Raw genomic sequence first — 24,842 nt, 5'->3', positions numbered from 1 at the left:
CCTCTGGTCCATGCGTCTCGGCTACGACGTTAGGTCCACCGCAAACAGGAGTGAAATGCCTGTCGCACGACATCTATGCTTGTCAGGCATGGGCGTGCTGGACAGCGGCCGAGTGGAGTTGCGACACCTGCGCGCATTCGAAGCGGTGGCGCGATTGCAGTCCTTCACGCAAGCATCCGATGTGCTCGCGATCACCCAACCCGCGCTGAGCCGCACTATTGCGCAGTTGGAAGACGCGCTCGGCGTCACCCTGCTCGACCGCAGCTCCCGGCACGTCGAGATGACCGACGCCGGACGGACGTTCTTCGAGCACGTCGAACGGGTGCTGGCCGAACTCGAACGCGGCGTGGCTGCCGTGCGGCGGCAAGCCAGTATTCGCCTCGGATTCAGTTGGTTGTTGCCCGACCCGTGGGCCCAAGACACCGTTGCCCGATTTGAGCGGGCCAACGCAACGACGGTCAGTTTGATCCGCACCGACGATGTGCTGGCCGCGGTGCAGCAGGGGAGAGTGAACATCGCGGTGGTGCGCGGCCACGTGACTTCGACCGCCGTGCGAGTCGTGCACCTGTTCAACGAGGCACGGGTGGCGGTGTGTTCGGTGCATTCCCGCCTGGCGCAGCAGTCGGAGCTGGACTGGGCCGACGTCCCGCAATGGCCACTGGTGGTCAACGTCGCCAGCGGCACCACCGGACCGTGGTCGTGGCCGGCGGGCCAGGGCCCGCAAACTGTAGTGGAGACATCGAATTTCGACGAGTGGATCGAATCCGTTGCCGCCGATCGAGGCATCGGCGTGATCCCCGACGTCGCCGTCCGGCGCAACATCCATCCCGGCGTCCGGTTCATCCCGTTGCGGGGCGCACCGCAGAGCCCGGTCGCCCTGGCCTTTCTACCGCGCGCCCGCAACGGCGAACTGCGCCGCTTCGTCGAGGCCGCGGTGGCCAGTGCCGCTGCCTGCGAACCGTGAACTCGGCGAGTCGCTCCCGGACCGCGCTGCGGCTCCCGTCGCGAACGCCGGCGGCGGATCAGGCCAACGACGCCAGACCGGAGCGGACCACATCGATACTGGCCGAAACCAGCTCGCCGAGGTCGCCGGTACACCCGTTGCGACCCCAATGCTCCACTGCCACAACGAGAGCCGCCGCCAGGGCCGAGCCCGCGACCTCGGCAGCCAATTCGATGTTGGGCGCGTCCGGATTCCGCTTGCTGACGAAATCGGTCAGCACGGCGGCGAACGATGACTGCACCACCCGCAAGTGCCCGGCGATCCGGTCGGCAGAGATCAACTCGGTGCGCGCCGTCGCGGCCTGCCGGACCACTTCGAGGTCGTGCGGGAAGGCCGCGACACTGGCCAGCACCGCGTCGAACAGTGACTCGGAGGCCGGCCGTTGCGCAAGCGCCTCGGCCAGCCATTCCACCTGCGACTCGTAGTCCTGGAACAGCACCGACTCCTTGGTCGGGAAGTGCCGGAAGAAGGTGCGTTCGGTAACACCGGCCTCGGCCGCCAACTCCGTGACCGTCACGTTCGCAAAGCCTTTGCGGGCGAAGCTCTTTAGCGCAGCTTGGCGCAGCGCCTCGTGTGTCGAGCGGTGGCGCTGCTGGTGGCGATTCATCGGAACGGTCATGGCGGCCCGATCGTATCGCACCGTTTGCGTCAGAACTGACATCTTCCAATCATGTCAGTACTGACATATTCTTGTCACGCGCATACCACCGACGGAAGGCAGGGCCGAGACCATGAGCACGACGACATATGACGCGATCGTGGTGGGCGCCGGGCACAACGGGCTGACCGCGGCGGCGATCCTGCAGCGCGCCGGCCTGCGAACCGTGTGCCTGGAAGCCAACACCTATGCCGGCGGCATGGCGGCGACGGTCGAATTGATCGACGGCTTCCGTTACGAGATCGCGGGCTCGGTGCAGTTCCCGACGGCGAGCCAGCTCACCAAGGACCTCGGACTCGACACGCTGCCCGTGATTGAGCCCGAGGTGATGTCGGTCAACATCGGCGAAAACGGTGAAGAGCCGATGGTCTTCTATCGCGACCCGATGCAGCTGATGGCTCATCTGAACGAGAAGCACGGCATGGAGGCCGTCATGGGCATGGCCGAGCTGATCGCCTGGAGCCAGGCGCCCGCACGGGCGCTCGGCCGCTTCGATGTGTGCCAGCAGCCCAAGACGATCGACGAAATGTATGCCTGCGCAACCGATGCCGCCGAACGCCGGGCGATTCACGAGATGCTGTTCGGCTCGGCGATGGACGTGATCGACCGTTACCTGCCGGACAAGGACAAGCACGCGGTGATGCGCGGAATGCTGGCATTTTTGGCGGTCAACTCCACCTACCGCGGCCCCTACACACCGGGCAGCGCCGCGTGCCTGGCATTCGCGCTGGCGGTCCCCGACGACAGCACCGCGATGATGACCAAACTCAAGGGTGGTATCGGCGCGCTCACCGAACACCTGCGCGAGCTTTTCGTCTCCCATGGGGGAGAGATCCGCTTTCGCACCCGGGTCGAGGAGATCCTCGTCGAGAACGGCAAGACAACCGGCGTCCGATTGCGCGACGGCTCGACGATCTCGGCGCCGATCGTGGTGTCCAATCTGTCGCCTGACATGACACTCACCGAACTCATTGCACCCGAACATGTTCCGGCCGAGTTGATCTCACGCGTGTCCGGACGCGATCACCGCGCCTCATTCGTGCAGCTTCATTTCGCACTCGACGGGCTGCCCGAGTTCGCGCCACCGTATGAGTTCCTCAACGAGGAGGGCATGCAGCAGTCGGTGGGGATCTTCGGCTCACCGGAAACCCAACAGCAGCAGTGGGAGATCTGCCGGCGGGGACTCGTTCCGGACAACCCGTCGATGGGCATGCAAATCCCGTCGGTGCACGATCCCGCAATGGCACCACCGGGTAAACACGCGGCGAGCGCATATGCTTACGCCTTCCCGGTCGAAGTCGACCGCGACCAGCACGGCCACCTGAAAAACGAAATGGCACAGCGTGTTATCGACAAGATCACCAAATTCGCGCCGAACTTCTCCGACATCCTGATCCGTCATATCACGTTCGCGCCGTATCACATGAACACGATGTTCGGCGCCCCCGCCGGCGACTTCTGTCATGGCCTGTTGCACCCGGATTTGATGGGACCCAACCGTCCCGGCCCGAAGGGCTTTCTGGACATGCCGATTCCGATCGATGGCCTATACCTGGGCGGCGCGGGATGCCATGGCGGCCCGGGCATTACATTCACGCCCGGCTACAACGCGGCCTATCAGATTCTGGACGACCGCTAGCCGATCAGCCGCCGAACGTTCCGGTCAGCTGCGCCTGCGCGGTGGCGGCCCCGGCGATGGCCTGCGCGGCGCGCACACCGGCCAGTCCGCCGGGGAGCTGGTAGTCGTTGGGAAGCTGGTAGAGCGTGAAGCGGTAGTGGTGGGTCCCGGTACCGGCGGGCGGACAGGGCCCCTTGTAAGCGGACTGGCCGGCCGTATTCGGCAGCGTGCTGCCGCCGCCGGGAGTCTGACCGTCCGAGGTGCTGCCGGATCCGAACGGTATCCCGGTCACGATCCAGTGGATGTACACCCCGTTGACCGCATCCGGATCATCGACCACCAGTGCCGCCCCCAACGGCGCCGACCACGTCAACGGCGGCGCGACGTCGGCCCCTTTGCAGGTGTATTGCGCCGGTATCGGCGCGCCGTTGGCGAAGGCCGGACTGCTGATCGTCAACGGCGCGTCCGGCGCCGCTGGCACGACGCCCGTCCCGGCGGTGCCGGCCGCGGCAAGCGTCAATGCCAGTCCGCCGATGGCCAAGCCGATGCGCCGAGCTTCACTGCTACCCATACCGACCAGTGTCGCCAACCGCGGCCCGAGAAGATAGCCTGCTAGCCGCTCTTTTTGACTTTGATCACTCGCTCGCGAAGCCCCTTGGTCGCGGTGTCCATCAGACCCTTGGTTCCCTTCTTGATCAGGAACCCGGGCACCGGCACGGTGAGATCCACGGTCAACTCGAAGCGGACCCTGGTGGAATCGCCGTCGGGGGTGAGTGTGTACCGGGCGTCTTGTGCCCGTTGCTGTTTGGCGCTCACCAGCGTCCAGCTCACCCCGTCGTCGTGCACGGTGTAGGCGAGTTCCTGTTCTTCGGAAATGCCCACGATCTTGACGACCTGCCGGGATCGGATCGGATGTCCCTGGTCATCGCGCTCCAGGACTTCGACTTTCTGATGAGCCGACGACCACTCGGGCAAGGATTCGATGTCGAAGAGCACGTCCATGATCTCGTCGGGGGTGGCCTCGATAACGAGTTCGCGCGAATCGGAGACAGCCATCTTCGCAAGATAACCCAGTGCCGCGGCTACCCAAACGCGTCGACCTAGGGCACCAGAACCACCTTCCCGATGTTCTCCCGTGCCGCCAGTATCCGGTGCGCGGCGGGTGCTTCGTCGAACGGGATGGCCGCATGCACGATCGGCGCGATGGTGCCGTCGTGCAGTGCTCGGGTCAACGGTGTGATCCACGGCTGCAGCGTGCCGCGGTCGTCCCACAGCCGCAGCATGTTCAGGCCGATCACCGTCTTCGACTCGGAGAGCTGGTCGGCCAGATTGAATCCGCGCAGCATCGACAACAGCTGCGGAGCCGCCCGCAACAGCGAGCGCTTCTCGCCCTCCTGCAGCGACGAGACGCCGTAGCCGACCAGCCTTCCACCGGGTCGCAGCAGTCGGTACGACCGCCGCAGTGACGTGCCGCCGAGGGCGTCGAGGATCACGTCGTAGGGGCCGAGATCCTTCCACCAGCCGTCACGGCGGTAGTCGATCGCCCGGTCCACGCCGAACTCGGCGAGCTTGCAGTGTTTGGCCGGTGAAGCGGTGCCGTGCACTTCGGCGCCGGCGGCCTTCGCGAACTGGATGGCCGCGGTCCCAACGCCGCCGGCCGCGGCGTGAATCAACACCCGCTCACCGCGGCGCAGTGAGCCGTAGCCATGCAACGCCGCCCACGCGGTTGCATAGTTGACCGGGACCGCCGCGCCTTGTTCGAAGCTCATCGCGTCGGGGAGCGCGACGGAATCGCTCGCGGCCACGTTGACGGTTTCGGCGTACCCGCCGAATCGTGTTCCCGCCAAAACCCGTTGACCGACCCGGTCGGGGTCGACGCCCTCGCCGACGGCCGCGACGATGCCCGCGACTTCGTAGCCGACGACGGCCGGGAGTTTTGGAGCGTCGGGATACAGCCCGACGCGGGCGAGGTGATCGGCGAAGTTCACTCCCGCGGCCCGGACCGCGACCTGCAACTGGCCCCGGCCGGGCGGGGGTGGGTCCGGGCGCTGCTGCACCTGCAAAACCGATGGGTCGCCGTGCCTGGTGATCACGACTGCGCGCATCAGGAGGCCTGCGCCGTCCGCGTCAGCGTCGCAGGTGTTGACGTCCGGTTCATTCCAGCTCCTCTGCTGCGTCGGCCAGCGCGGCCGGCTGTCCGCGCCAGAACTTCTCGAAGGGGTGCAGCCACTCGCCGAGCTCGGCGAGTGGTTCCGGGGTGAGGCGGTAGATCCGGCGGCGGCCCTGCGGCTCGCCGACGACCAGGCCCGCGTCGCGCAGCACCTTCAGATGCTCGGCGACCGCGGGGCGGCTGAGTTTGAAGCGGTCGCTGAGTTCCCCCGCACAAAGTTGCTGCCGCGTCAAAATCTCCAACAGCTCCCGTCGCACCGGATTCGCTAGGGCGAGAAATACGCGGTCCGCGGTCCCCACGCCCGACACCATATGTCGGAAATTCCCGACACGTCAACCGCCCGGGTAGTCGGCCCGTTAAATTGCTCCTTATGCGATTCACCTGGGAACGACTGACCACCAGCGTGCACCGCTGTCGGCTGCCGTTCTGCGACGTCACCGTGGGCGTGGTACGCGGACGCGCTGGCGCATTACTCATCGACAGCGGCACCACGATGACCGAGGCGGCTGCGATCGATGAGGACGTCCGGCAGCTCACCGGAGGCCCGGTGACCACTATTGTGTTGACGCACAAGCATTTCGATCATGTGCTGGGATCTTCGTATTTCACCGACGCCGAGATCTACTGCGCGCCCGAGGTTGTCGATTACCTCTCGTCGGCCCACGACCAGATTCGTGCCCACGCGCTGAGTTACGGTGCGGACGCCGCCGAGATCGACCGGGCACTCGCGGCGCTGCGGCCGCCCCAGCACGGCCTCTACGATGCCGTAATCGACCTCGGCGATCGCGATGTGAGAATCACCCACCCGGGGCGTGGCCACACCACTTCGGACTTGATCGTGGTGGTTCCCGGGTTGGACGAGCACGATCACCGCGTCGTGATGTTCACCGGTGACCTCGTCGAAGAGTCCGCGGACCCGTTCATCGACGACGACTCCGATGTGGCGGCCTGGCCGGCCACGCTGGATCGACTGCGGGCGATCGGTGGGCGAGAAACGATCTATGTCCCGGGCCACGGAAAGATAGTCGACGCGGACTTCATCCGCCGCCAACGGACTTGGCTACAACAACGTTCGGGCTAGGCGGTCGCTACCGTACACGCGGCGATGAGTGCGTCCGGATCGGTCACGCTGAGCACCAACGAGCGCAGCGCGACCGACCTGAGCGGGACTTTCGCCTGTACCGGCGGCTCTATCGTCAATGCCAACAGTCCTTTGCCCGAACCGTTGACCAGCCAGCGACCATTCGAGTAGTGCACGCCCGCGGTGAACGTCCGCTCATCGGAGGCTTCGGCGCGGGTGATCGACGCGATCGGGATATGGGCCTCGAACGCCCAGCCCATCTTGACGTGGAGAGTCCCGTCAACGATGCGCACCTCACTGGTGTTGGGCCCGAGTCCCAGCGGGGTGGATAACAGCACATACCAACGCTCGTACCGCAATTCCGTCTGCACCAGAACGACCATACTCGTAGTTTGCTGGATTGACTTTGGGTCGTTTCATCTATCCGTCTATGTAGTTTGCTGCGCGCAGGTGCCGACAGGTGTCGGCGGAACGTCACGGCGCGCCCCCATAACGAAAAGCGTTGCACCGCACTCCTTTAGGCGTTCCACCACGCCGACGGCGCGCAGCGCGGCAATTCGTAGTGCGCCGTGTGACAACAGCTTTGGCCCGGCTCGGCAGACTGCGAATGAACCATGATGGAAATCACAGGACCAGGGATAGACTCACGTGCAGCGGACTCGTGCTGGAAGGGGAGCGTAAAGCCATGGCCATCATCGACGCGGACACCGAGGTCCCCGCACCGTTCGACGAAGACGTCGCCGCCACGCAGCAATACTTCGACGATCCACGGTTTGCCGGGAAGATTCGCCTCTATACGGCCCGCCAAGTAGTAGAGCAACGCGGCACGATACCGACCGACTACCCGGTGGCCCGGGAAGCCGCGGCGGCCTTCTATCCCCGTCTGCGCGAGCTTTTCGCGGCCAAGAAGAGCATCACCACCTTCGGCCCGTACTCACCCGGGCAGGCCGTAAGCATGAAGCGAATGGGAATCGAGGGGATCTACCTCGGCGGCTGGGCTACCTCCGCCAAGGGGTCCACCACCGAGGACCCGGGTCCGGACCTGGCGAGCTACCCGCTGAGCCAGGTGCCCGAGGATGCGGCAGTGCTGGTGCGCGCGCTGCTGACCGCCGACCGAAACCAGCAATACCAGCGGCTGCACATGAGCGATCAGCAGCGCGCGGCGGCCAAGGAGTACGACTACCGGCCGTTCATCATCGCCGACGCCGACACCGGTCACGGCGGTGACCCGCACGTGCGCAACCTGATCCGCCGCTTCGTGGAAGCCGGCGTGCCGGGCTACCACATCGAAGACCAACGCCCGGGCACCAAGAAGTGCGGTCACCAGGGCGGCAAGGTGTTGGTGCCGTCCGACGAACAGATCAAGCGCCTCAACGCCGCCCGCTTCCAGCTCGACATCATGCGGGTGCCGGGCATCATTGTCGCGCGGACCGACGCCGAAGCGGCGAACCTGATCGACAGCAACTCCGATGAGCGCGACCAAGCGTTCCTGCTCGGCGCGACCAACTTGGACATTCCGTCCTACAAGGCCTGTTTCCTCGCGCTGATGCGGCGCTTCTACGAGCTGGGCGTCAAGGAGCTCAACGGTCACCTTCTCTATGCGCTCGCCGACGACGAGTACGGCATCGCCAACGCCTGGCTCGAGCGTCAGGGCATCCTGGGCCTGGTCTCCGATGCGGTTACCCAGTGGCGGCAGGACGGTCAGCACTCGATCGACGACCTCTTCGACCAGGTCGAGTCGCGGTTCGTCGCGGCCTGGGAGGACGACGCCGGGCTGATGACCTACGCCGATGCCGTGGCCGAAGTGCTGGCATTCGGCGAACGCGAACACGACGAACCGGCGACCATGAGCTCCGACGAGTGGCGCAAGTTCGCCGCGCGGGCGTCGCATTACGCGGCTCGCGCGAAGGCCCGCGAGCTGGGTGCCGCGCCGGACTGGAGCCCCGAGCTGGCCAGGACGCCCGAGGGCTACTACCAGGTGCGCGGCGGCATTCCGTACGCGATCGCCAAATCGCTCGCGGCGGCGCCGTTCGCCGACATCCTCTGGATGGAGACCAAGACCGCGGACCTGGCCGACGCCAAGCAGTTCGCCGACGCGATTCACGCCGAGTTCCCCGACCAGATGCTGGCCTACAACCTCTCGCCGTCGTTCAACTGGGACACCACCGGCATGACGGACGAGGAGATGAAGCAGTTCCCGGTGGAGCTGGGCAAGATGGGCTTCGTCTTCAACTTCATCACCTACGGCGGGCATCAGATCGACGGTGTCGCCGCCGAGGAGTTCGCCACCAATCTGCGCCAGGACGGCATGCTGGCGCTGGCCCGGCTGCAGCGCAAGATGCGCCTGGTCGAGTCGCCCTACCGGACGCCGCAGACACTGGTCGGTGGTCCGCGCAGCGACGCCGCGCTGGCCGCATCGTCGGGCCGCACCGCGACCACCAAGGCGATGGGCAAGGGGTCGACCCAGCACCAGCATCTGGTGCAGACCGAGGTGCCCAAGAAGCTGCTGGAGGAGTGGCTGGCGTTGTGGAGTGAGCACTACCAGCTGGGCGAGAAGCTTCGGGTCACGCTGCGGCCGCGCCGCGCCGGCTCGGATGTGCTGGAGCTCGGGATCGTCGGCGACGGCTCCGACCCGCAAGAGCAGCTGGCCAACGTCGTCGTCGACCCCATCAAGGACCGGCACGGCCGCAGCATCCTTCAGGTGCGCGACCAGAACACCTTCAGCGAGAAGCTGCGCCAGAAGCGGCTGATGACGCTGATCCACCTGTGGCTGGTGCATCGCTTCAAGGCCGATGCGGTCTACTACGTGACGCCGACCGAGGACAACCTGTACCAGACCGAGAAGATGAAGTCCCACGGGATCTTCAGCCAGGTCTACCCCGAGGTCGGCGAGATCATCGTCGCCGAGGTGAACAAGCCGCGCATCGCCGAGCTGCTCCAGCAGGATCGGGTGGCGCTGCGCAAGTTGATCACCAAGGAAGACTAGCCGTCACCGCCAACCCGTCGCGGAATTGCTTGGCGGGCTTGGTATTTCGTGATAACGCGGCTAAGCCGCGTCATGGTTCGCGTTCGTGGCGGACGAGGGCCCCATTGTGCTGTCACACAGCGGACGCGTGACGCTGCTACCGACCCAGACGTGAAAGCGATCACACTGGCTACTTTCGCTTCCGGCAATAGTTGCATAGGTGTACATTAGCTATTGAACAGACGTGCAGCAGACCCAGCAGACCAGCGAAAGGACACTTCGATGAAGTCTTCAACCAAGATGACGATCACGACCTTCGGTGCGGCGGGCGCACTCGCACTCGTCGTCGGAGTCGGCGGCGTCGGGCCCAGCCCAGCCGCAGCGGCGCCCGCCCCGGTGACCCACTCCGCGTTGAGCGCCACGCCGGCAAGCCAGCATGTGGCCGCCGCCCCCGGCAATGTGCACAAGGCAGTCCTGGTCGCCTGCATCTCGGGCCTCAACTGCGGCTAGGCGCCCAGCCCGCATCAAGCAACCGGTGGCCCATCTCGACTACGAGATGGGCCACCGGCATGTCCGCACCAAAGTCGTGCGGTTTGCGACAGGCCCCAAGGGGTACGAACGAATGAGTTCGCTGAGTGTCGAGGGGAGTCTGATGAGAACGCAAGCTCGGACCGCGGTTGCGCTTTTCGGTGGCGCGGCCATGCTCGTTTTGACGGTTGGCTGCAGCGGGGGCGGCAACAAAGCACCTAGCAGCACCACAACTACGACGCCGACCACCACGACGTCCAGCGTCGCGCCGTCAACTGCCCCGGATACCGGCGGCCCGAGCGGCAGCGGCGGCCCGGGCGGCGGTGGTGGCACCGTACCCGGCGGCCCGACCGGCGGTGGCGGACCGGGCGGGGGAGGCGGCAGCATTCCCGGCGGTCCCACCGGCGGTGGCGGGCCCGGCGGCGGTAGCGGCAGCATCCCGGGAGTCGGTGGCGGTGGCGGCGGCCCCGGTGGTGGCGGCGGTTGCGTCGGCAACATTTGCGGCGGCACCTGATCGCGGCTTGCGTCACTAGGACTTGCTCGCGGTAGCCGAGGGGGCCATGTCGATCTGGCCCCTTCGGCTGAGCAACACCGAAAAACGCGGCGGCTGAGACAATCCGCGCCGTCGCGCCGCTGATCTATGTTGAGGCTCGCCAGCCTGAGTTATGGTTCTCCGCAACGCGTCAGCAAGGAGACCTTCGATGGCGAAGCTCAGGTTCGGATATTTCATCGCGCCGTTCCACCGCGCGGGCACCAACCCGACGTTGGCGATCCAGCGAGACCTCGAGTTCGTCCAACACCTCGACGCGCTGGGCTTCGATGAGGCGTGGATCGGCGAACATCACTCGGCCGGCAGCGAAATCATCGCGTCGCCGGAGATCTTCATCGCCGCCGCCGCGGAGCGAACCAAGCGCATCAAGCTCTGTACCGGGGTCATCTCGCTCTCGTATCACAACCCGCTGTGGGTCGCCGACCGGCTGATGATGCTGGATCACCTCACCCGTGGCCGAGTGATCGGCGGGGTGGGCCCCGGCTCGCTGCCCAGCGACTCGTCGATGATCGGACTGACCCCGACCGACACTCGGGAATTGTTGGACACCAACCTCGACATCGTGGTCCGGCTGCTGCGCGGGGAAACGGTCAGCGCCAAGACCCCCACGCACGAACTCCACAACGCCAAGCTGCAGCTTGCCCCGTACTCCGACGGCGGGGTCCCACTGGCGGTGGCCGCGGTCGCTTCGCCGACCGGCGCGCGGCTGGCCGGCCGGCACGGCATCGGCCTGCTGTCCATCGGCGCGACGCTGACCGTCGAGGGCTTCAATGCACTGCAGTATCACTGGGACATCGTCGAAGAACGCGCCGCGGTGTTCGGCACCGCGGTCGATCGCCGGAACTGGAGCCTGGTCGGGCCGTTCCATGTCGCCGAAACCGACAAGCAGGCGCGCGAGGACGTGAAATTCGGTCTCGAGCCGTGGTTCCGGTACTTCCAGAAAGTGGCCGCCTTCCCGCAGATGACGATGCCCGGCGAACAGATCGACGAGATGATCGACGTCATCAACGAGAACGGCGCGGGCGTGATCGGGACCCCGGAGCGGGCGCGGGCGCAGGTGCAGCGGATGTGGGATCAGTCCGGCGGCTTCGGCTGCATGCTGCAGATGGGCCACGAGTGGGCTAATCCGGCGGCCACCAAACGGTCCGCCGAATTATTCGCCGCCGAGGTGATGCCGCACTTCCAGGGTCAGGCGCAGCCGACGCTGGATGCGGCGGCGCGGGCCAGCGAAGCCCGCGAAGGGCTGGCGGAGTCGCAGAACCAGGCCGTCGAGCACATGACCAAGAAGTACCAGGACGAGCTCAACTCGAAGAAGTAGTCGCGCACAGCCCGAACCACCGCGTGAGCGCCCGGCGAAGTTCGGCGACATCGGGCGACGTCGCCGACGATGCCCACGCCACGTAGCCGTCGGGGCGCACCAACAATGCGGTGGCCGGTACCTCGCCATCCGGATGTCCGACGGCGACGGTGAGCAGGTCGGCGGCGTCGGTGACCGCGTCCGCCACGCAGCCGGAGTCGGTGAGATCGATGAGGAGGGGCTGACCGGTGCGGGCCAACTCCGCCACGCGTCTCGTCTGGCCGCGGTCGGTCACGCCGAACTCCGGCACCCAGTGTCCGGTCAGCGGATGAGGGTCGGGGTCTGTGCCGTAACGGTTTTCGGCCCCGGATATCAGGTTGCTGAGGCGGCGGGCGATATCGGAATCGGTGAGCAGTTCGGAAAACAGTTGCCGCAGCGCGGTGACCTCGGGCCCAGGCCGCACGAGTGCCAGCTGCGCGCGGCTGTGCATGATGACGCGTTCGGCCGCGGGCCGGCGCTCGGCTTCGTAGGTCGCCAACAATTCGGGCTCGACGCGCCCACGCAGGACCGCGGCAAGCTTCCAGCCGAGATTCACCGCATCCTGCAGGCCCAGGTTGAGCCCCGGGCCGCCCATCGGGGAGTGGACATGCGCGGCGTCACCGACCAGGATGACCCGTCCCGCCCGATACCGCGACGCGATTCTGGAGTTGATCCCGCAGAACCTGCGCAGATCGGCCGGCACGTCGGGTGACACGGGCCGCAGCGGCACGTCGGCACCCAGCACCCGCTTGGCGCTGGCTTCGAGTTCGGCGAGGCTCATCGGTGGTTGGTCGTCGATGCCGTCCAAGGGTTCCTCGCGGGCCGCTCTGTCCAGCTCGAAGACGATCGTCGCCGCACGGCCGCCGAGCGCGCCGTGGGCGAAGACACCCTGATCGGCCCGATGGAACTGCAGCGGCGGCACCCGGCCGAACCCGGGGATGTCCAGCCCGCCGCTGACCGGGTCGATCCACTCCGCGGGCGGCAGCACGTCGAATCCCATCCGGACGACAAGGTCATACGACGACATCCCGGGAAAAGCGATGCCGGCCAGCTTGCGCGTCAGGCTGGTGCCGCCGTCGGCGCCGATCAAGTACTTGCTGCGCAGCTGATAGGTGCCGCCGGGCCCGGCGACGTCGACCGTGACAGCGGCGCCGTCCTGGTCGAAACCGGTCAGCGCGTGACCCCATCGAATGTCGACACCGTGTTGGAGCGCCCGATCGGCGAGTACCTGAACCAGCTTGGGTTGCTGGACGGGCAGCAGGAAGACCTGCGAGTCGGTCATCGACGTGAGATCCAACGGGAAGGCCGCGAACATCGGGCGAGGGTTGAGCCGGGGCGGGTCCGCGGTTCCCGCCAGTGCGCCGTAGAGGCCGCGATGGTCGAGGATCCGGACCCCTTGTCCGATAACGCCGTTGGCCCGCCGCATGGGGTTGGGGCCGGGCATCGGGTCCAGCACCACCGGACGGATCCCGTTCAATGCCAGTTCGCCGGCCAGCATCAGCCCGTTGGGACCGCCACCGGCGATGACGACGTCAATCACTTAGCCCAGCTTAATTGTTGGGCAGCGGGCCGACAAACGTCGGCGCACCTGACAGCGCCGGATTTCATAACGCGGCACTAGCCGCTTCCCAGCTCACAGCTAACGACGCGGCGCATACCTGGAGCATGAGCACCCCTCGTCACCACCAGTTCATGCGAGTCGTCTTCGCCGGGGTCGCGGGCATCGCGATGCTGGCATCCGTCGACGCGGCACGCGTGCAGGCCACCGACGGCACCTTCGGCCACGTGCGCTTCACCGCCGACGACAACGACGACCAGGCGCAACTACAGCAGGAACTGGCCCAGCAGCAGTTGCTGCTGTCCGAGCAGCAAGCCGAGCAACAGAACGAAGCGGCCCAGCAGCAGTTCGAGCAAGACATGCAGCAGGCGCAGCTGACCGAACAACAGGCCAACAACCCCTAGCGTGCCCCGTCAGGTCAGCGCTCGGCCGCCTTCACAAGCCGATCCGCAAGAAGCTTGACCGCGCCGCCCAGCGCCGCGCGCGTCGCCGGTCCGGTTCCGCGAACCCTTTCGACAAACGATCCCGTCCAGCGGATGTCGGTGCCCCCGGCCGCGTTGGGCGTCAAGACCACCTCGCCCCGGTAGTCCTTTGCCGGAGACGGCCCCACCAGCTTGTAGACCTGCCGGCGATCCTGCTCGTACTCGACGATCTCCTCGCGCGCCAGGATCGGAGGCACCCCGACCTGACGAATCGCGCCGACCCCGCCCGGCGCCGGATCACCTTGGCGCGCCCAGCTCGAGCGCAGCACTACCGGCTTGGCCCAGCTCGACCAATCGGCGCCATCCGCCAGCAGCCGGAACACGGTTGCGGCAGGCGCACTACAGGTCCGATTGACCTCGAACGAAAATTTGCGACCTGACATAGCCGCGTACCCTACCGCCACCGCGGTAGACCCGGCCCCGCGGTGCGGACCTGGGGCGACGCGGGTGTCGAGGCCGGCGCAATCCGGCACACACCAGCCGCCTCACGTGCATACTCACCGTGTGCGGGTTCCGGGTGGTCGTGGTGTAGCGCGGCGACCCCGTCGGCACACCCGAGTGACGCTGGTGTTGTGCGCGATCGTGTTATCGCTCGCCAGCTGCGACAAGGTGACCGTCAGCCCCGCATCGAAACCGCCCACGTCCACCAGCAGCGCCGCCGTCACCTCGAATGACAACTCGCTGATCAAAACCAACAGCCAGCGGGTGCTCGACGACGCGGTCAACGCCACAGCACCGGGCTGCTCGGCCGCGGTGGGTTCCAAGGGCACCGTCGTGTGGACCGGAGTGCGCGGTGTCGCCGACACCGCGACCGGCGACGCGATCACTCCCGACACCGTGTTCGACATCGGCTCGGTATCCAAGCAGTTCACCGCTACCGCCGCCCTGTTACTCGCCGACGCGGGAAAGCTGACCCTCAACGACACACTCGCCCAGCACCTTCCGGAATTCCCCAAATGGGCCGCTACCGTCACGATCACCCAACTGATCCACCAAACCAGCGGCATCCCCGAATACGAAGGGCTGCTGGCCAAGCAGGGGTTCGCGACCAGTGACCGGACCACGCAGGAGCAAGCGCTGCAGGCCGTGGCGGCGGTGCCCAAGCTGGGCTACCAGCCGGGCGGCCAATTCCGGTACTCCGACTCCAATTATTTGCTGCTCGGCGAAATCGTGCACCGGGTGTCGGGGCAGCCGCTGCCGCAGTTCCTCAGCACGGAAATCTTCGGTCCGCTCGGTCTGGGGATGGTGATGGATCCCGTCGGGAAAGTTCCGCACAAGGCCGTCTCCTACGCCGGCGGCAGCGACGGATACCGGATGACCACTTCGGCGTGGGAGCAGATCGGCGACGGGGCGGTCCAAGCCTCACCCAGCCAGCTGGTGCAGTGGGGCGACAATTACCGCACCGGTCGCGTGGGTGGGCCCAAGCTGCTGGAGGCTCAGCTGGCGGGGGCGGTGGAGATCGGGCCCGGCATCCCCGTGCACTACGGCGCCGGGATCTACATCAAGGCCGACGGCACGCTCGACCACGACGGCGCGTCGCCCGGCTTCGTCACCGCATTCCGCGTCAGCAAGGACCGGCAGACAGCCATCGCCGTCAGCTGCAACACCGACGACCAGATCCCGGAAGCCCTGACCGACTCGTTGGCGAAACTCTGGATGTAGCTCGCTACCAACGTCTTTCGCCAGCCTCAGCGGTCACACCGGTGACCGTGCGGCCGTCCTCGAGCTCGAGATTGGTCAAGGCCATCGACGCGGGCAGGGCCGCAGCCAAACTACCCAGGCCGGCCTCGGAGATCCGGAACAATTCACCAGTCCGGCCCTCAGGTGTCCGGATGTGTTCGACGAACCGGGCGCCGAGTCCCTTGAGCGGCAGGTGTACCCACTGTCCGAATACCGCCAGCTCGACGCCGCTGCGCACCAACGGTTCCGACGCGGTACCGGTCAATCGTGCGCCGATATCGGCGGCGATTTGGTCATTGAAGGCGGGGACCACGATAGTCACGCCGAATGGGGTGCCCGCGGGAGTCGGCGCGACGGGCACGGTGACCGCGGCCATGTCGAGCAGATTGCAGAAATTGGTATACGTGCCCATGCGACGGCTGATGCCGACGGGATCAGCGCATACCTCATCCAGCGTGGGATGTTCGGTGGTGGTGGGTAGCAGCAATGCGTCGAAACCGTCGAGCAGGCGACCGGCATCGGCCCGCGCACGTACCAACGCGTCCAGGTCGGCGGCGAACGCGGGTCCGGTGACTTCGCGCGCCGAGGTGATGATCGACGCGACAACGGGATCCGCGCTCGCCGGTGCGGTCTCGAGAAATTCGCCGACCGCCGCATAGCGTTCGGCGACGATCGCACCGTCATACAGCAGCAACGCGGCATCCAGCAGGAGGGAGATGTCGACGGGCGCGACGCTGCACCCGGCGTCGATCGCACGACGCACGGACTGCGCGAACGCCTCGCGGTAGCCGGGGCGCAGTACGGTGAGGTTCGCGGCTTCCGGGATCGCCAGCCGTGGGGCGTCCGGCGCCGCGAGGCGAACGTCGGCGGGCCACGAGCGACTGCGCGGGTCGCGCGGGTCGGGTCCGGCCATCACTGCCACCGCGGTCTCGGCCAGGGCGAGGTCGGCCGCCAGCACGCAGACGGCGTCGTAGCTCACGCAAGCCGGGACAACCCCATGTGTGGGAATGATCCCGAGGGTGGGTTTGATGCCGACCAGACCGTTGAGCGCGGCGGGGACCCGAATCGATCCGGCGGTGTCGGTGCCGATGCCGATATCGGCGATGCCCAGCGCCACGGCGACCGCGGAACCGGAACTCGACCCACCCGACGCCAACTCCGGATGACGCGAATTACGCACCGCGCCATAGGGACTGCGGGTGCCGGCCAACCCGCAACCGAATTGGTCGAGATTGGTCTTACCGAGCACGACGGCCCCGGCTTCACGGAGTCGTTCGATGGCGACCGCGGTGGTCGCCGGCTGGTAGGAGAACTCACGGCATCCCGCGGTGGTCGGTAGACCCGCCACGTCGATGTTGTCCTTGACGGCGACCACCAGCCCCGCCAGGGGCAACCGCTCGCCCGCGGCGAGGCGGTGTTCGACGGCCACGGCATCGTCGCGCACGTCGGCCTGCTCGCGCAGCGTGATCCAGACCTCGGGTCGGTCGGCCTCGGCGATCGTGCGATACGCGGCGGCCACCCGCGCGGTCGGTGAAAGACGCGTCGACCTCACAAGACGTGGGGCGCGATGAGGACCGCTGCGCCGGCCACCGCGAAACCGATCAGGAACGCGATCACCGTAAAGCCCATTACCTGACGCACGTTGAGCTTCGCGATCGCCAGCACCGGCAATAGCCAGAACGGCTGAATCATGTTGGCGACACCCTCGCCGACCGCGACCGACATCGAGATCAGTCCCAGGTAGGCCGGCGAATGCTGGCCAACGGCCAGCGCCGAGCCCACCGCGATCGGCCCCTGCACCGCCCAGTGCCCGCCGCCGGACGGGACGAACAGCGAAATGATAACGGAGCCAACGAATGTCAGGAACGGCAGCGTGTACTGATCCGCGCCGCGCACCAAGGCCTCGGCGAGCACCGTCTGCAGCGCGCGACCGGATCCGGCCGGCAAATAGCCCAGCAGGCCCGCGATTCCGCCGTACAGGGGGTATTGCAGCAGTAATGGGCCCGACACTTTCGCCGCGCCGGAGAACGCGCGAATAAACCGAATCGGCGTGCCATGCAGCAACGCACTGGTGACGGTGAACAACATGATCATCGACGAGATGTTCAGCGCGAAACCGCTCACCACGAAATACGTTATGCCAGCGACGAATACGAGAAAGTTGAGAATCCAGAGGCTCTCCAGCCGCTCGGCGAACGTCGGCGGACCCTGCGGCGGATCCGGAACCGGCTCTTCGTCGAACACCGCGGGGTCGGGTTCGAGACTTTCATCGGGCTCCATCCGCCAGATCGTGGTGGCAACCAGCGCGACCATCGCGATGACCGCGACCCAGCTGTAGGGCTGGAAGATCGTCAACTTCAACGGCACGATCAGTCCGGTCATCTTGTGAATCACGTTGATGGGGCTGGTCGTATCGGTGTTGGCCAACGCGATCGATGACGACAACCCCTGCGTCCAAACCAGGTAGCCCATAAACCCGGTCGCGATCAGATAACCGAAATGCACGTTGGGGAGCCGCTTTGCGACCTGTCGCGCGACCAGTGCACCCGCCACCAGGCCCAGTCCCCAGTTCAACAGCGAGAAGACGCTACTGACGCCGAAGCACAGCAAGGCTCCTTGCACCTGGTTCGTCGGTTTACTGGCCAGTGCGATGATGGCCCGTTTCACGACAGGCGCCTCGGCCAGGGTGTAACCCGTGACCAGAATCAGCACCATCTGGAACGCGAAGGTGAAGATGTTCTGCGCTCCCCACACTCCGCCGTACCACGCTTTGAGCACCCCGGTAGGCGTCGCGCCCCGAACGAGTAACGCAACAAGTCCGACCACGATCAGAGTCAAAATGACGGCGAACAAATACGGGTCCGGCATCAAGCGCTCGACATACCGGACGCACAGCATCGTGAGTCGCTGCATGAGGCCGCGACGCCCGACTTGTTCTTCTTTTGTGGTCGTCATCGGGCCGCCTTCACCGCGCTGCTGCGCACGCGTCGTGCTCTCGTTGATTAGTGGAAACGCTCAGGTAACTCTAGATTGGTTGCCGCTGCATGGCCTTAGATGAACTCGTAGACAAAGACAACGACGATTGCCACCGCCAGCAGAATCAAGCTCACGACGACGGCGGCGCGGACACCGCGGGACTGGCGATGGAACCAGTGCTGCAGTTGGGAAAAGCGCCAATCCGTCCACGCATAGGCACGCGCGGCCCACAGCGCTTCGACCGCGAGCAAGCGAAAAGCGACCAGCAGCCCGGGGATCCCGACTTCGGGGAGTAACACGATCAGCGGAATGGAGACGACGAGCAGCAAGCCGCCCAGCACGGCAAGGCTCACTCGAACCGGCATCGGCTTGGCCCGCCACCGAGTGCGATACGCCAGCACTCGGGCCAGCGCCTCGGGGTGCTGATCGGGAGAGTCCACGGTTGCTCCTCAAGGCCCCCGCGGCGGTGTCGACTCGGACTCTAGCCGACGGCCGGATCCGAAGCGCGGTATCGCAGCCCACCTAGACTGCGGGTATGGATGACGGTTCCCGACAGGACTCCGTGGCTCCAAAAGGCCTGCTACGAATAGAGGATTGCCTGGACGCCGACGGGGAGATCTCGTTGCCGCCGGGAACCACGTTGATTTCTCTGATCGAGCGCAACGTAGACAATGTCGGCGATTCCATCGCGTACCGCTACCTGGACCACGCCCGCGGGCAAGGCCACACCCTCGAAGTGACCTGGGCTCAATTGGGTGTCCGATTGCAGGCCATCGCCGGACGCATCCAGCAGTTCGCGGGCGACGGCGACCGGGTAGCGATTCTGGCGCCGCAGGGCCTCGACTACGTCGCCGGCTTCTACGCCGCGGTCAAGGCGGGCGCCATCGCGGTGCCGTTGTTCGCGCCCGAGCTGCCGGGCCACGCCGAGCGCCTGGAGACGGCACTGCGCGATTCCGAGCCGAGCGTGGTGTTGACGACCTCCACGGCCAAAGACGCGGTCGAAGACTTTCTGGCCCAGTGCGCCGAGGCGCGCCCGCAGGTCGTCGTCATCGATCAGATCCCCGACGTGGCGGGGGAGTCGTTCGTCCCCGTCGAGCTGGACATCGACCGGGTTTCCCACCTGCAGTACACGTCCGGTTCGACCCGGCCGCCGGTCGGCGTCGAGATCACTCACCGGGCTGTGGGCACCAATCTGACGCAGATGATTTTGTCGATCGATCTGCTGAACCGGAATACCCACGGGGTGAGCTGGCTCCCGCTCTACCACGACATGGGACTGTCGATGATCGGCTTTCCCGCGGTGTACGGCGGGCATTCCACCCTGATGTCGCCGACCGCGTTTGTGCGCAGGCCACTGCGCTGGATCCAGGCGTTGGCCGCGGGGTCCAGGGAAGGCAACGTGGTCACCGCCGCGCCCAACTTCGCCTACGAGTGGGCGGCACAGCGCGGCCTGCCGGCGGCCGGCGACGATATCGACCTGAGCAATGTCGTGCTGATAATCGGCTCCGAACCGGTCAGCATCGAGGCGATCGCGACGTTCAACAAGACGTTCGCGCCGTACGGCCTGCCGCGCACCGCATTCAAGCCCTCGTACGGCATCGCGGAGGCGACGCTGTTGATCTCCACGATCGAGCCCAGCGCCGAGGCGAAGGTCGTCTACCTCGACCGTGAACAGCTGGGCGAGGGTCGCGCGGTGCAAGTCGGCGCGGACGCGCCGGGCGCGGTGGCGCACGTTTCGTGCGGTCGGCCCGCTCGTAGCCTGCGGGCGGTGATCGTCGACCCCGACACGGCCGACGAACTGCCCGACGGCATGGTCGGCGAGGTCTGGCTGCAGGGTGACAACGTCGGACGGGGCTATTGGCGGCGCCCCGAAGAAACCGAGCGGACATTCCACGCGCACCTGCGATCGCGGCTGGCCGAGGGCAGCCGCGCCGAAGGGGCGGCGGCCGAGCGCTGGTGGCTGCGGACGGGGGACTTGGCCGTGTATTTGGACGGCGAACTCTACGTGGCCGGCCGCATCGCGGACCTGGTGGTCGTCGGCGGCCGCAATCACTACCCGCAGGACATCGAGGCCACCACCGCCGAGGCGTCGCCGATGGTGCGTCGCGGCTACGTGACGGCCTTCGCGCTGCCGGACGACGGTGGCGTGGTGATCATCGCCGAGCGCGCGGCGGGCACCAGTCGCGACGATCCGCGGCCGGCGATCGAGGCGATCAGGGCCGCGGTATCGCACCGCCATGGCCTGACCGTTTCCGATGTGCGGTTGTTGCCGGCCGGCGCCATTCCCCGCACCACCAGTGGAAAGCTGGCGCGGTTGGCCAGCCGCGCTCAATATCTGGGTGGGAGCTGGCGTTAGCGACTGGGTCGAATCCCGGTGAATTCTGCAATCGGAATTGTGGTCGTCCCCGCATCCCATTACGGTCAACTCGCCCGACCAATAACTCACTCACTTCGATGATCGCAGTCGAGGCGCGCGTCAGGGAGGCACGATGGTCGACCTACCGCGGGTGGAAGACGAATTCGCCGGAATCGTCAATCCATCTATAGCGGAATCCACCGCCGTCCGGACATCGATCAGGTATCCACCGCCCGGTGCTCCGAACGTCGTCGTGGTGCTGCTCGACGACGTCGGATTTGGCGCCGCATCCACCTTTGGCGGCCCGGTTCCGACGCCGTCGCTTGATCGTGTTGCCAATACCGGGTTGCGGTACAACCAATTTCATACCACCGCCCTGTGCTCACCGACGCGCGCTGCGCTGTTGACCGGTCGCAACCATCACAGCGCGCACATGGGCACCATTTGCGAGATCGCCTACGGTTTTCCCGGCTACGACAGCGTAATCCCGCTGAGCACGGCCACAATCGCGCAAATTCTGCGGATGAACGGCTACGGCACCGCACTGTTCGGCAAAGCGCATTTCACACCGACATGGGAGACCGGCCCAGCCGGTCCGTTCGACCGCTGGCCGACCGGCCTCGGGTTTGACCGCTTCTACGGCTTTCTTGGCGGTGATACATCTCAATACGAACCGGCCCTTTACGACCAGACCACGCCTGTCGAGCCCTACCTCGGCCGTGACGATTACCACCTGACCGAGGATCTTGCGGCGAAGGCGATCGACTGGATCCGGCTACAGAGCAGCTCCGCCCCGTCGAAGCCGTTCTTCGTCTACTTCGCGCCCGGAGCCACACACAGCCCGCACCAGGTGTGGCCGGAATGGTCGCAGAGATTCGCAGGCCAATTCGACGACGGCTGGGATGCGCTGCGGGAAAGCATTTTTGATCGCCAGGTCGAGATGGGCATCGTTCCGGCGACCGCGCAGCTGACACCGCGGCCCGAGCAGATACCGGCCTGGGCGGACTATGAGGATCGGTACAAGCCGGTGGCCCGCCGCCTGATGGAGGTCTATGCGGGCTTCCTGGCGCATACCGATGCCCAAGTTGGCCGGTTGGTTGACGCTATCGACGAGTTGGGCCAGTGGGAGAACACGTTATTCATCTACGTGTGCGGCGACAATGGCGCGTCGGCGGAGGGCACGTTGCACGGGGCGTGGAGCTCGCCGGCATTCCAGAACGGCCTGCCCGAGGACCCCGAATGGCTGCTGGAGCACTTGGCCGACTTCGGCACGCCGCGTTGTGAAAACCACTACAACGTCGGCTGGGCGTGGGCGCTCGACGCGCCGTTTCAGTGGATGAAGCAAGTGGCATCGCACTTCGGCGGGACCCGCAACGGGCTCGCCATCTCCTGGCCACGAGGGATCAGCGCGGCGGGGGAGCAGCGCAGCCAGTTCCATCACGTGATCGACATCGTCCCCACCATCCTGGAGGCCACCGGCATCGACATGCCCACGCGCGTCAACGGCGTCGAGCAGAAGCCGATAGAGGGTGTCAGCATGCGGTACTCGTTCGACGACGCCGCCGCGGCAAGCCGTCGCACTACGCAGTATTTCGAGATTTTCGGCAATCGTGCTGTGTACCACCACGGTTGGATCGCGTCGTGCTTCCATGGGCGACTCCCTTGGATCCGGACCCAGCGCCAGCGAGAGTTTGGCGACGGCGAACGCTGGGAGCTCTACGACCTCACCGAAGACTTCAGCCAAGGTATCGACCTGGCCACGCAATACCCGGAGAAGCTCAGCGAACTCAAAGCCGTGTTCGACGCCGAAGCGCGCAAATACGACGTCTACCCGCTCAACGACGCGACACTGACCCGGGCGCTGCCCGCCAACCGGCCCAGCCTGCTCGCGGATCGTACGTCCGTCACGTACTACGCCGGTCAGGTGCGTATCCCCGAAACAGCGACGCTGAGCTACACGAGCACGTCGTTCGAACTGCGCGCGCAGTTACAGATCCCGCCGGGCGGCGCGCATGGGGTGGTGATCTGCCTCGGCGGGGCGATGGGCGGGTGGACGCTGTACCTGCGGGACGGCATTCCGCATTTCGCCTACAACTATCTGGGTCATGCGCTGACGACGGTCGCCGCGCAGGCTCCGTTGCCGGAAGGTCCAGTCTCCCTGGGACTTTCATTCGACTACGACGGCGGCGGGTTCGGCAGAGGAGCATCGGTGTCGCTGCACGTCAACGAGACCACGGTGGCCGACGGCCGGGTCGAGCCAACCGTGCCGTTTCGTTTCTCGATGAGTGGCGAGACCCTGGATGTAGGCACCGACACCGGCTCACCGGTCGCGCCGTACGGGCACGGCTTTCAGTTCACCGGCGGTATCCACCGAATCGACGTAACCGTGCGTCCGCACCCCGCCGACCTGGCCGAGGCGATCGCGGAGGCGGAACTGCGCGCCGCGCTGGGCGCACAGTAGTCGAAACGTTAGACAGCCGGTGACCGACATGTGGAGCAGTCTCCTCCCGCTGATTGTCGGAAGCGCCTTCGAGCCGATCGAACTCATCATCACAATCATGCTGCTGGGCACGCCTTCCCGCGCCCGGACTGCCGGAGCCTGGGTAGGAGGGCATGTCAGTACCCGACTGCTGCAGGGACTGATCTTCGGCATGATCCTGCATTGGGGAAAGCGCGACGCGGAATCGAACCACGCCCACCACTGGATTGTTTCGACGGTCCTTTTAGTGGTGGCGGTGCTTTTCCTGGTCACTATGGCGCGAAAGCTCTTTGGTGCCGACGATCCCGACGCGCCACCCCCGAAATGGATGACCATGCTGACATCGGCGTCGCCCACAAAAGCGTTCCTCATCGGCGCAGGGGTCGTGGCAGTCTCGATAAAAGCATGGGTCTTTACCCTGGCCGCGATCAGCGCGATCGGCAACGCCGAACTGGGCCGAGCGACTAACGTCGTTTCGTACATCCTGTTCGTCGCGCTTGCCGCGATCGGCAACCTACTGATCGTCGGCCTTGCGGCGTTCTTCCCGGGGCGGTCACGCCCCCTGTTGGACCGGACGCTGACCTGGCTTCAACACAACGACCGACCCATCATGATCATTGTGGGGCTCGTGTTCGGAGTCTGGTTCGGGATCAAAGCCCTGCACGGCTTTGGGATTCTGTAGCCGGGAGCCGACGCCTGAGTCCCCGCCGCGCCGGTCCGGTGGTGGCATCCTGGCGATATGGGTCTGATCATCCGGCTGGCGGAGTTCCTCATTCTGCTGCTGCCGTTGGTAGGCCTGGCCATCGGCGCGGTGCGCGCCTTCGGCGCGAACAAGCGGCGAGCCTCCGAAGCGCTGGAGCCCACGGCGCCGCCGCCCGAACCCACTGCCAACAGTCAAGCCGCGCAGTGGAGGTCGCTGCGACGCATCCTCGACGAGCACCACCGCACCGACACCCGTTGGCTCGAGTACGAACTCGACGTCGCCAAGCTGCTCGACTTCCCACTGATGACAGATCTGCGAGATCCGCTGACCGTCGCATTTCACAAGGCCAAGCTGCGTGCGGACCTGTTGCGGCCCGTCAAGGCGGAGGATCTGCTCGATGACCGCGAATCCGCCGCGCGCTATCAAGTCTCCGTCGAGGATTACGTGACCGCGTTCAACGTCGCCGAGGCCGAGGCGATACGCAGACGTCGCAACGACTTCTCCCGCGATGTGCAACAACGCATCACGCGCGCCCAGCGTTTGTTGCGGATGGCGTCGGACGCCGCCGCCGCATCGCAGGAGCGGCAACGCGCCTACGAGTCGGCCCGCAAAGAACTCGACGGGCTGATCGTGTTGCCCGCCACCACGCAGGCCAGCATCGAGCGCGGAATCTCCGGTGAGATCGAGGGATAGGGCCGT

At 66.0% G+C, this 24,842-nt stretch carries 24 protein-coding genes; 13 read left to right on the top strand and 11 right to left on the bottom strand.

Annotated elements, in window-relative coordinates:
- Nucleotides 1-88 precede the first annotated feature (88 nt).
- Complete coding sequence (locus ACAG21_RS17355) at nucleotides 89-964, top strand: LysR family transcriptional regulator (protein ID WP_370497494.1); 876 nt, start codon at nucleotides 89-91, stop codon at nucleotides 962-964.
- A 58-nt stretch (nucleotides 965-1,022) separates the two neighbouring features.
- Here the strand turns inward: ACAG21_RS17355 and ACAG21_RS17350 are convergent, their stop codons facing one another.
- Nucleotides 1,023-1,622 (bottom strand): TetR/AcrR family transcriptional regulator, encoded by a 600-nt coding sequence (locus ACAG21_RS17350; protein ID WP_370497493.1) that lies wholly within the window; start codon nucleotides 1,620-1,622, stop codon nucleotides 1,023-1,025.
- 112 nt (nucleotides 1,623-1,734) lie between these two features.
- Between ACAG21_RS17350 and ACAG21_RS17345 the strand changes: the two genes are divergently transcribed.
- Complete coding sequence (locus ACAG21_RS17345; protein ID WP_370497492.1) at nucleotides 1,735-3,300, top strand: phytoene desaturase family protein; 1,566 nt, start codon at nucleotides 1,735-1,737, stop codon at nucleotides 3,298-3,300.
- 4 nt (nucleotides 3,301-3,304) lie between these two features.
- Here the strand turns inward: ACAG21_RS17345 and ACAG21_RS17340 are convergent, their stop codons facing one another.
- From ACAG21_RS17340 to ACAG21_RS17325, 4 genes are read right to left on the bottom strand one after another with little or no spacing between them, the layout of a single operon-like run.
- Nucleotides 3,305-3,850, bottom strand: coding sequence for a YbhB/YbcL family Raf kinase inhibitor-like protein (locus tag ACAG21_RS17340; RefSeq protein WP_370497491.1), 546 nt, complete (start codon nucleotides 3,848-3,850; stop codon nucleotides 3,305-3,307).
- A 41-nt stretch (nucleotides 3,851-3,891) separates the two neighbouring features.
- Nucleotides 3,892-4,335: an SRPBCC family protein gene (locus tag ACAG21_RS17335; protein WP_370497490.1), complete on the bottom strand. Its 444-nt coding sequence runs from the start codon at nucleotides 4,333-4,335 to the stop codon at nucleotides 3,892-3,894.
- A 44-nt stretch (nucleotides 4,336-4,379) separates the two neighbouring features.
- Complete coding sequence (locus ACAG21_RS17330; RefSeq protein WP_370497489.1) at nucleotides 4,380-5,384, bottom strand: zinc-binding dehydrogenase; 1,005 nt, start codon at nucleotides 5,382-5,384, stop codon at nucleotides 4,380-4,382.
- A gap of 49 nt (nucleotides 5,385-5,433) precedes the next feature.
- A complete protein-coding gene (locus ACAG21_RS17325; RefSeq protein ID WP_370497488.1) occupies nucleotides 5,434-5,760 on the bottom strand; it encodes an ArsR/SmtB family transcription factor in 327 nt (108 codons plus the stop codon).
- Between the two features lie 59 nt (nucleotides 5,761-5,819).
- Here ACAG21_RS17325 and ACAG21_RS17320 point away from each other — a divergent pair, with 59 nt between their 5' ends.
- Complete coding sequence (locus ACAG21_RS17320; protein ID WP_370497487.1) at nucleotides 5,820-6,530, top strand: MBL fold metallo-hydrolase; 711 nt, start codon at nucleotides 5,820-5,822, stop codon at nucleotides 6,528-6,530.
- Here ACAG21_RS17320 and ACAG21_RS17315 read toward each other — a convergent pair.
- Nucleotides 6,527-6,913, bottom strand: coding sequence for a hypothetical protein (locus tag ACAG21_RS17315; RefSeq protein WP_370497486.1), 387 nt, complete (start codon nucleotides 6,911-6,913; stop codon nucleotides 6,527-6,529). The two genes, ACAG21_RS17320 and ACAG21_RS17315, sit on opposite strands and share 4 nt — an antisense overlap.
- Nucleotides 6,914-7,215: 302 nt before the next feature.
- Here ACAG21_RS17315 and aceA point away from each other — a divergent pair, with 302 nt between their 5' ends.
- From aceA to ACAG21_RS17295, 4 genes are all read left to right on the top strand, one after another.
- Nucleotides 7,216-9,516 carry an isocitrate lyase ICL2 gene (aceA, locus tag ACAG21_RS17310; protein ID WP_370497485.1) on the top strand — a complete coding sequence of 767 codons (2,301 nt, stop codon included), beginning with the start codon at nucleotides 7,216-7,218 and terminating at the stop codon, nucleotides 9,514-9,516.
- Between the two features lie 261 nt (nucleotides 9,517-9,777).
- A complete protein-coding gene (locus tag ACAG21_RS17305) occupies nucleotides 9,778-10,005 on the top strand; it encodes a hypothetical protein (RefSeq protein WP_370497484.1) in 228 nt (75 codons plus the stop codon).
- 142 nt (nucleotides 10,006-10,147) lie between these two features.
- Nucleotides 10,148-10,537: a hypothetical protein gene (locus ACAG21_RS17300; RefSeq protein ID WP_370497483.1), complete on the top strand. Its 390-nt coding sequence runs from the start codon at nucleotides 10,148-10,150 to the stop codon at nucleotides 10,535-10,537.
- 187 nt (nucleotides 10,538-10,724) lie between these two features.
- Nucleotides 10,725-11,891, top strand: a complete 1,167-nt coding sequence (locus ACAG21_RS17295) for an LLM class flavin-dependent oxidoreductase (RefSeq protein ID WP_370497482.1) — start codon at nucleotides 10,725-10,727, stop codon at nucleotides 11,889-11,891.
- Here ACAG21_RS17295 and ACAG21_RS17290 read toward each other — a convergent pair.
- Nucleotides 11,875-13,449 (bottom strand): FAD-dependent monooxygenase, encoded by a 1,575-nt coding sequence (locus ACAG21_RS17290; protein WP_370497481.1) that lies wholly within the window; start codon nucleotides 13,447-13,449, stop codon nucleotides 11,875-11,877. The two genes, ACAG21_RS17295 and ACAG21_RS17290, sit on opposite strands and share 17 nt — an antisense overlap.
- A 125-nt stretch (nucleotides 13,450-13,574) precedes the next feature.
- Here ACAG21_RS17290 and ACAG21_RS17285 point away from each other — a divergent pair, with 125 nt between their 5' ends.
- Nucleotides 13,575-13,871, top strand: a complete 297-nt coding sequence (locus ACAG21_RS17285) for a hypothetical protein (RefSeq protein WP_370497480.1) — start codon at nucleotides 13,575-13,577, stop codon at nucleotides 13,869-13,871.
- Nucleotides 13,872-13,885: 14 nt separating this feature from the next.
- Here ACAG21_RS17285 and ACAG21_RS17280 read toward each other — a convergent pair whose 3' ends face one another.
- Nucleotides 13,886-14,332: an SRPBCC family protein gene (locus ACAG21_RS17280; RefSeq protein WP_370497479.1), complete on the bottom strand. Its 447-nt coding sequence runs from the start codon at nucleotides 14,330-14,332 to the stop codon at nucleotides 13,886-13,888.
- A gap of 226 nt (nucleotides 14,333-14,558) precedes the next feature.
- On the opposite strand from ACAG21_RS17280, the gene ACAG21_RS17275 reads away from it, so the two are divergent.
- Entirely contained in the window at nucleotides 14,559-15,611 is a 1,053-nt protein-coding gene (locus tag ACAG21_RS17275) for a serine hydrolase domain-containing protein (RefSeq protein ID WP_370497619.1), read from the top strand.
- A 4-nt stretch (nucleotides 15,612-15,615) separates the two neighbouring features.
- Here the strand turns inward: ACAG21_RS17275 and ACAG21_RS17270 are convergent, their stop codons facing one another.
- The 3 genes from ACAG21_RS17270 to ACAG21_RS17260 all read right to left on the bottom strand — a co-directional run bounded on the left by ACAG21_RS17270 (nucleotide 15,616) and on the right by ACAG21_RS17260 (nucleotide 19,045).
- Nucleotides 15,616-17,148: an allophanate hydrolase gene (locus ACAG21_RS17270; protein ID WP_370497478.1), complete on the bottom strand. Its 1,533-nt coding sequence runs from the start codon at nucleotides 17,146-17,148 to the stop codon at nucleotides 15,616-15,618.
- Between the two features lie 29 nt (nucleotides 17,149-17,177).
- Entirely contained in the window at nucleotides 17,178-18,584 is a 1,407-nt protein-coding gene (locus ACAG21_RS17265; RefSeq protein WP_370497477.1) for a TIGR00366 family protein, read from the bottom strand.
- Nucleotides 18,585-18,679: 95 nt separating this feature from the next.
- Nucleotides 18,680-19,045: a hypothetical protein gene (locus ACAG21_RS17260; protein ID WP_370497476.1), complete on the bottom strand. Its 366-nt coding sequence runs from the start codon at nucleotides 19,043-19,045 to the stop codon at nucleotides 18,680-18,682.
- Between the two features lie 95 nt (nucleotides 19,046-19,140).
- Between ACAG21_RS17260 and ACAG21_RS17255 the strand changes: the two genes are divergently transcribed.
- The 4 genes from ACAG21_RS17255 to ACAG21_RS17240 all read left to right on the top strand — a co-directional run bounded on the left by ACAG21_RS17255 (nucleotide 19,141) and on the right by ACAG21_RS17240 (nucleotide 24,836).
- Entirely contained in the window at nucleotides 19,141-20,961 is a 1,821-nt protein-coding gene (locus ACAG21_RS17255; RefSeq protein ID WP_370497475.1) for a fatty acyl-AMP ligase, read from the top strand.
- 133 nt (nucleotides 20,962-21,094) lie between these two features.
- Nucleotides 21,095-23,422 carry an arylsulfatase gene (locus ACAG21_RS17250; RefSeq protein ID WP_370497474.1) on the top strand — a complete coding sequence of 776 codons (2,328 nt, stop codon included), beginning with the start codon at nucleotides 21,095-21,097 and terminating at the stop codon, nucleotides 23,420-23,422.
- 28 nt (nucleotides 23,423-23,450) lie between these two features.
- Nucleotides 23,451-24,122, top strand: a complete 672-nt coding sequence (locus tag ACAG21_RS17245) for a GAP family protein (RefSeq protein ID WP_370497618.1) — start codon at nucleotides 23,451-23,453, stop codon at nucleotides 24,120-24,122.
- Between the two features lie 57 nt (nucleotides 24,123-24,179).
- A complete protein-coding gene (locus ACAG21_RS17240; protein WP_370497473.1) occupies nucleotides 24,180-24,836 on the top strand; it encodes a hypothetical protein in 657 nt (218 codons plus the stop codon).
- The last annotated feature ends 6 nt before the right edge of the window (nucleotides 24,837-24,842 follow it).

It is taken from the genome of Mycobacterium sp. pR1184 (genome assembly GCF_041287235.1).
GTDB lineage: Bacteria > Actinomycetota > Actinomycetes > Mycobacteriales > Mycobacteriaceae > Mycobacterium.
This window is presented reverse-complemented; position numbering and strand designations above follow the sequence as displayed.

Coding starts and splice junctions, on each gene's coding strand:
- ACAG21_RS17340 (WP_370497491.1), bottom strand. CDS start 3,850: ATGGGTAGCAGTGAAGCTCGGCGCATCGGCTTGGCCATCGGCGGACTG.
- ACAG21_RS17355 (WP_370497494.1), top strand. CDS start 89: ATGGGCGTGCTGGACAGCGGCCGAGTGGAGTTGCGACACCTGCGCGCA.
- ACAG21_RS17325 (WP_370497488.1), bottom strand. CDS start 5,760: ATGGTGTCGGGCGTGGGGACCGCGGACCGCGTATTTCTCGCCCTAGCG.
- ACAG21_RS17245 (WP_370497618.1), top strand. CDS start 23,451: ATGTGGAGCAGTCTCCTCCCGCTGATTGTCGGAAGCGCCTTCGAGCCG.
- ACAG21_RS17250 (WP_370497474.1), top strand. CDS start 21,095: ATGGTCGACCTACCGCGGGTGGAAGACGAATTCGCCGGAATCGTCAAT.
- ACAG21_RS17315 (WP_370497486.1), bottom strand. CDS start 6,913: ATGGTCGTTCTGGTGCAGACGGAATTGCGGTACGAGCGTTGGTATGTG.
- ACAG21_RS17295 (WP_370497482.1), top strand. CDS start 10,725: ATGGCGAAGCTCAGGTTCGGATATTTCATCGCGCCGTTCCACCGCGCG.
- ACAG21_RS17350 (WP_370497493.1), bottom strand. CDS start 1,622: ATGACCGTTCCGATGAATCGCCACCAGCAGCGCCACCGCTCGACACAC.
- ACAG21_RS17305 (WP_370497484.1), top strand. CDS start 9,778: ATGAAGTCTTCAACCAAGATGACGATCACGACCTTCGGTGCGGCGGGC.
- ACAG21_RS17285 (WP_370497480.1), top strand. CDS start 13,575: ATGAGCACCCCTCGTCACCACCAGTTCATGCGAGTCGTCTTCGCCGGG.
- ACAG21_RS17320 (WP_370497487.1), top strand. CDS start 5,820: ATGCGATTCACCTGGGAACGACTGACCACCAGCGTGCACCGCTGTCGG.
- aceA (WP_370497485.1), top strand. CDS start 7,216: ATGGCCATCATCGACGCGGACACCGAGGTCCCCGCACCGTTCGACGAA.
- ACAG21_RS17240 (WP_370497473.1), top strand. CDS start 24,180: ATGGGTCTGATCATCCGGCTGGCGGAGTTCCTCATTCTGCTGCTGCCG.
- ACAG21_RS17300 (WP_370497483.1), top strand. CDS start 10,148: ATGAGAACGCAAGCTCGGACCGCGGTTGCGCTTTTCGGTGGCGCGGCC.
- ACAG21_RS17280 (WP_370497479.1), bottom strand. CDS start 14,332: ATGTCAGGTCGCAAATTTTCGTTCGAGGTCAATCGGACCTGTAGTGCG.
- ACAG21_RS17265 (WP_370497477.1), bottom strand. CDS start 18,584: ATGACGACCACAAAAGAAGAACAAGTCGGGCGTCGCGGCCTCATGCAG.
- ACAG21_RS17330 (WP_370497489.1), bottom strand. CDS start 5,384: ATGCGCGCAGTCGTGATCACCAGGCACGGCGACCCATCGGTTTTGCAG.
- ACAG21_RS17345 (WP_370497492.1), top strand. CDS start 1,735: ATGAGCACGACGACATATGACGCGATCGTGGTGGGCGCCGGGCACAAC.
- ACAG21_RS17335 (WP_370497490.1), bottom strand. CDS start 4,335: ATGGCTGTCTCCGATTCGCGCGAACTCGTTATCGAGGCCACCCCCGAC.
- ACAG21_RS17255 (WP_370497475.1), top strand. CDS start 19,141: ATGGATGACGGTTCCCGACAGGACTCCGTGGCTCCAAAAGGCCTGCTA.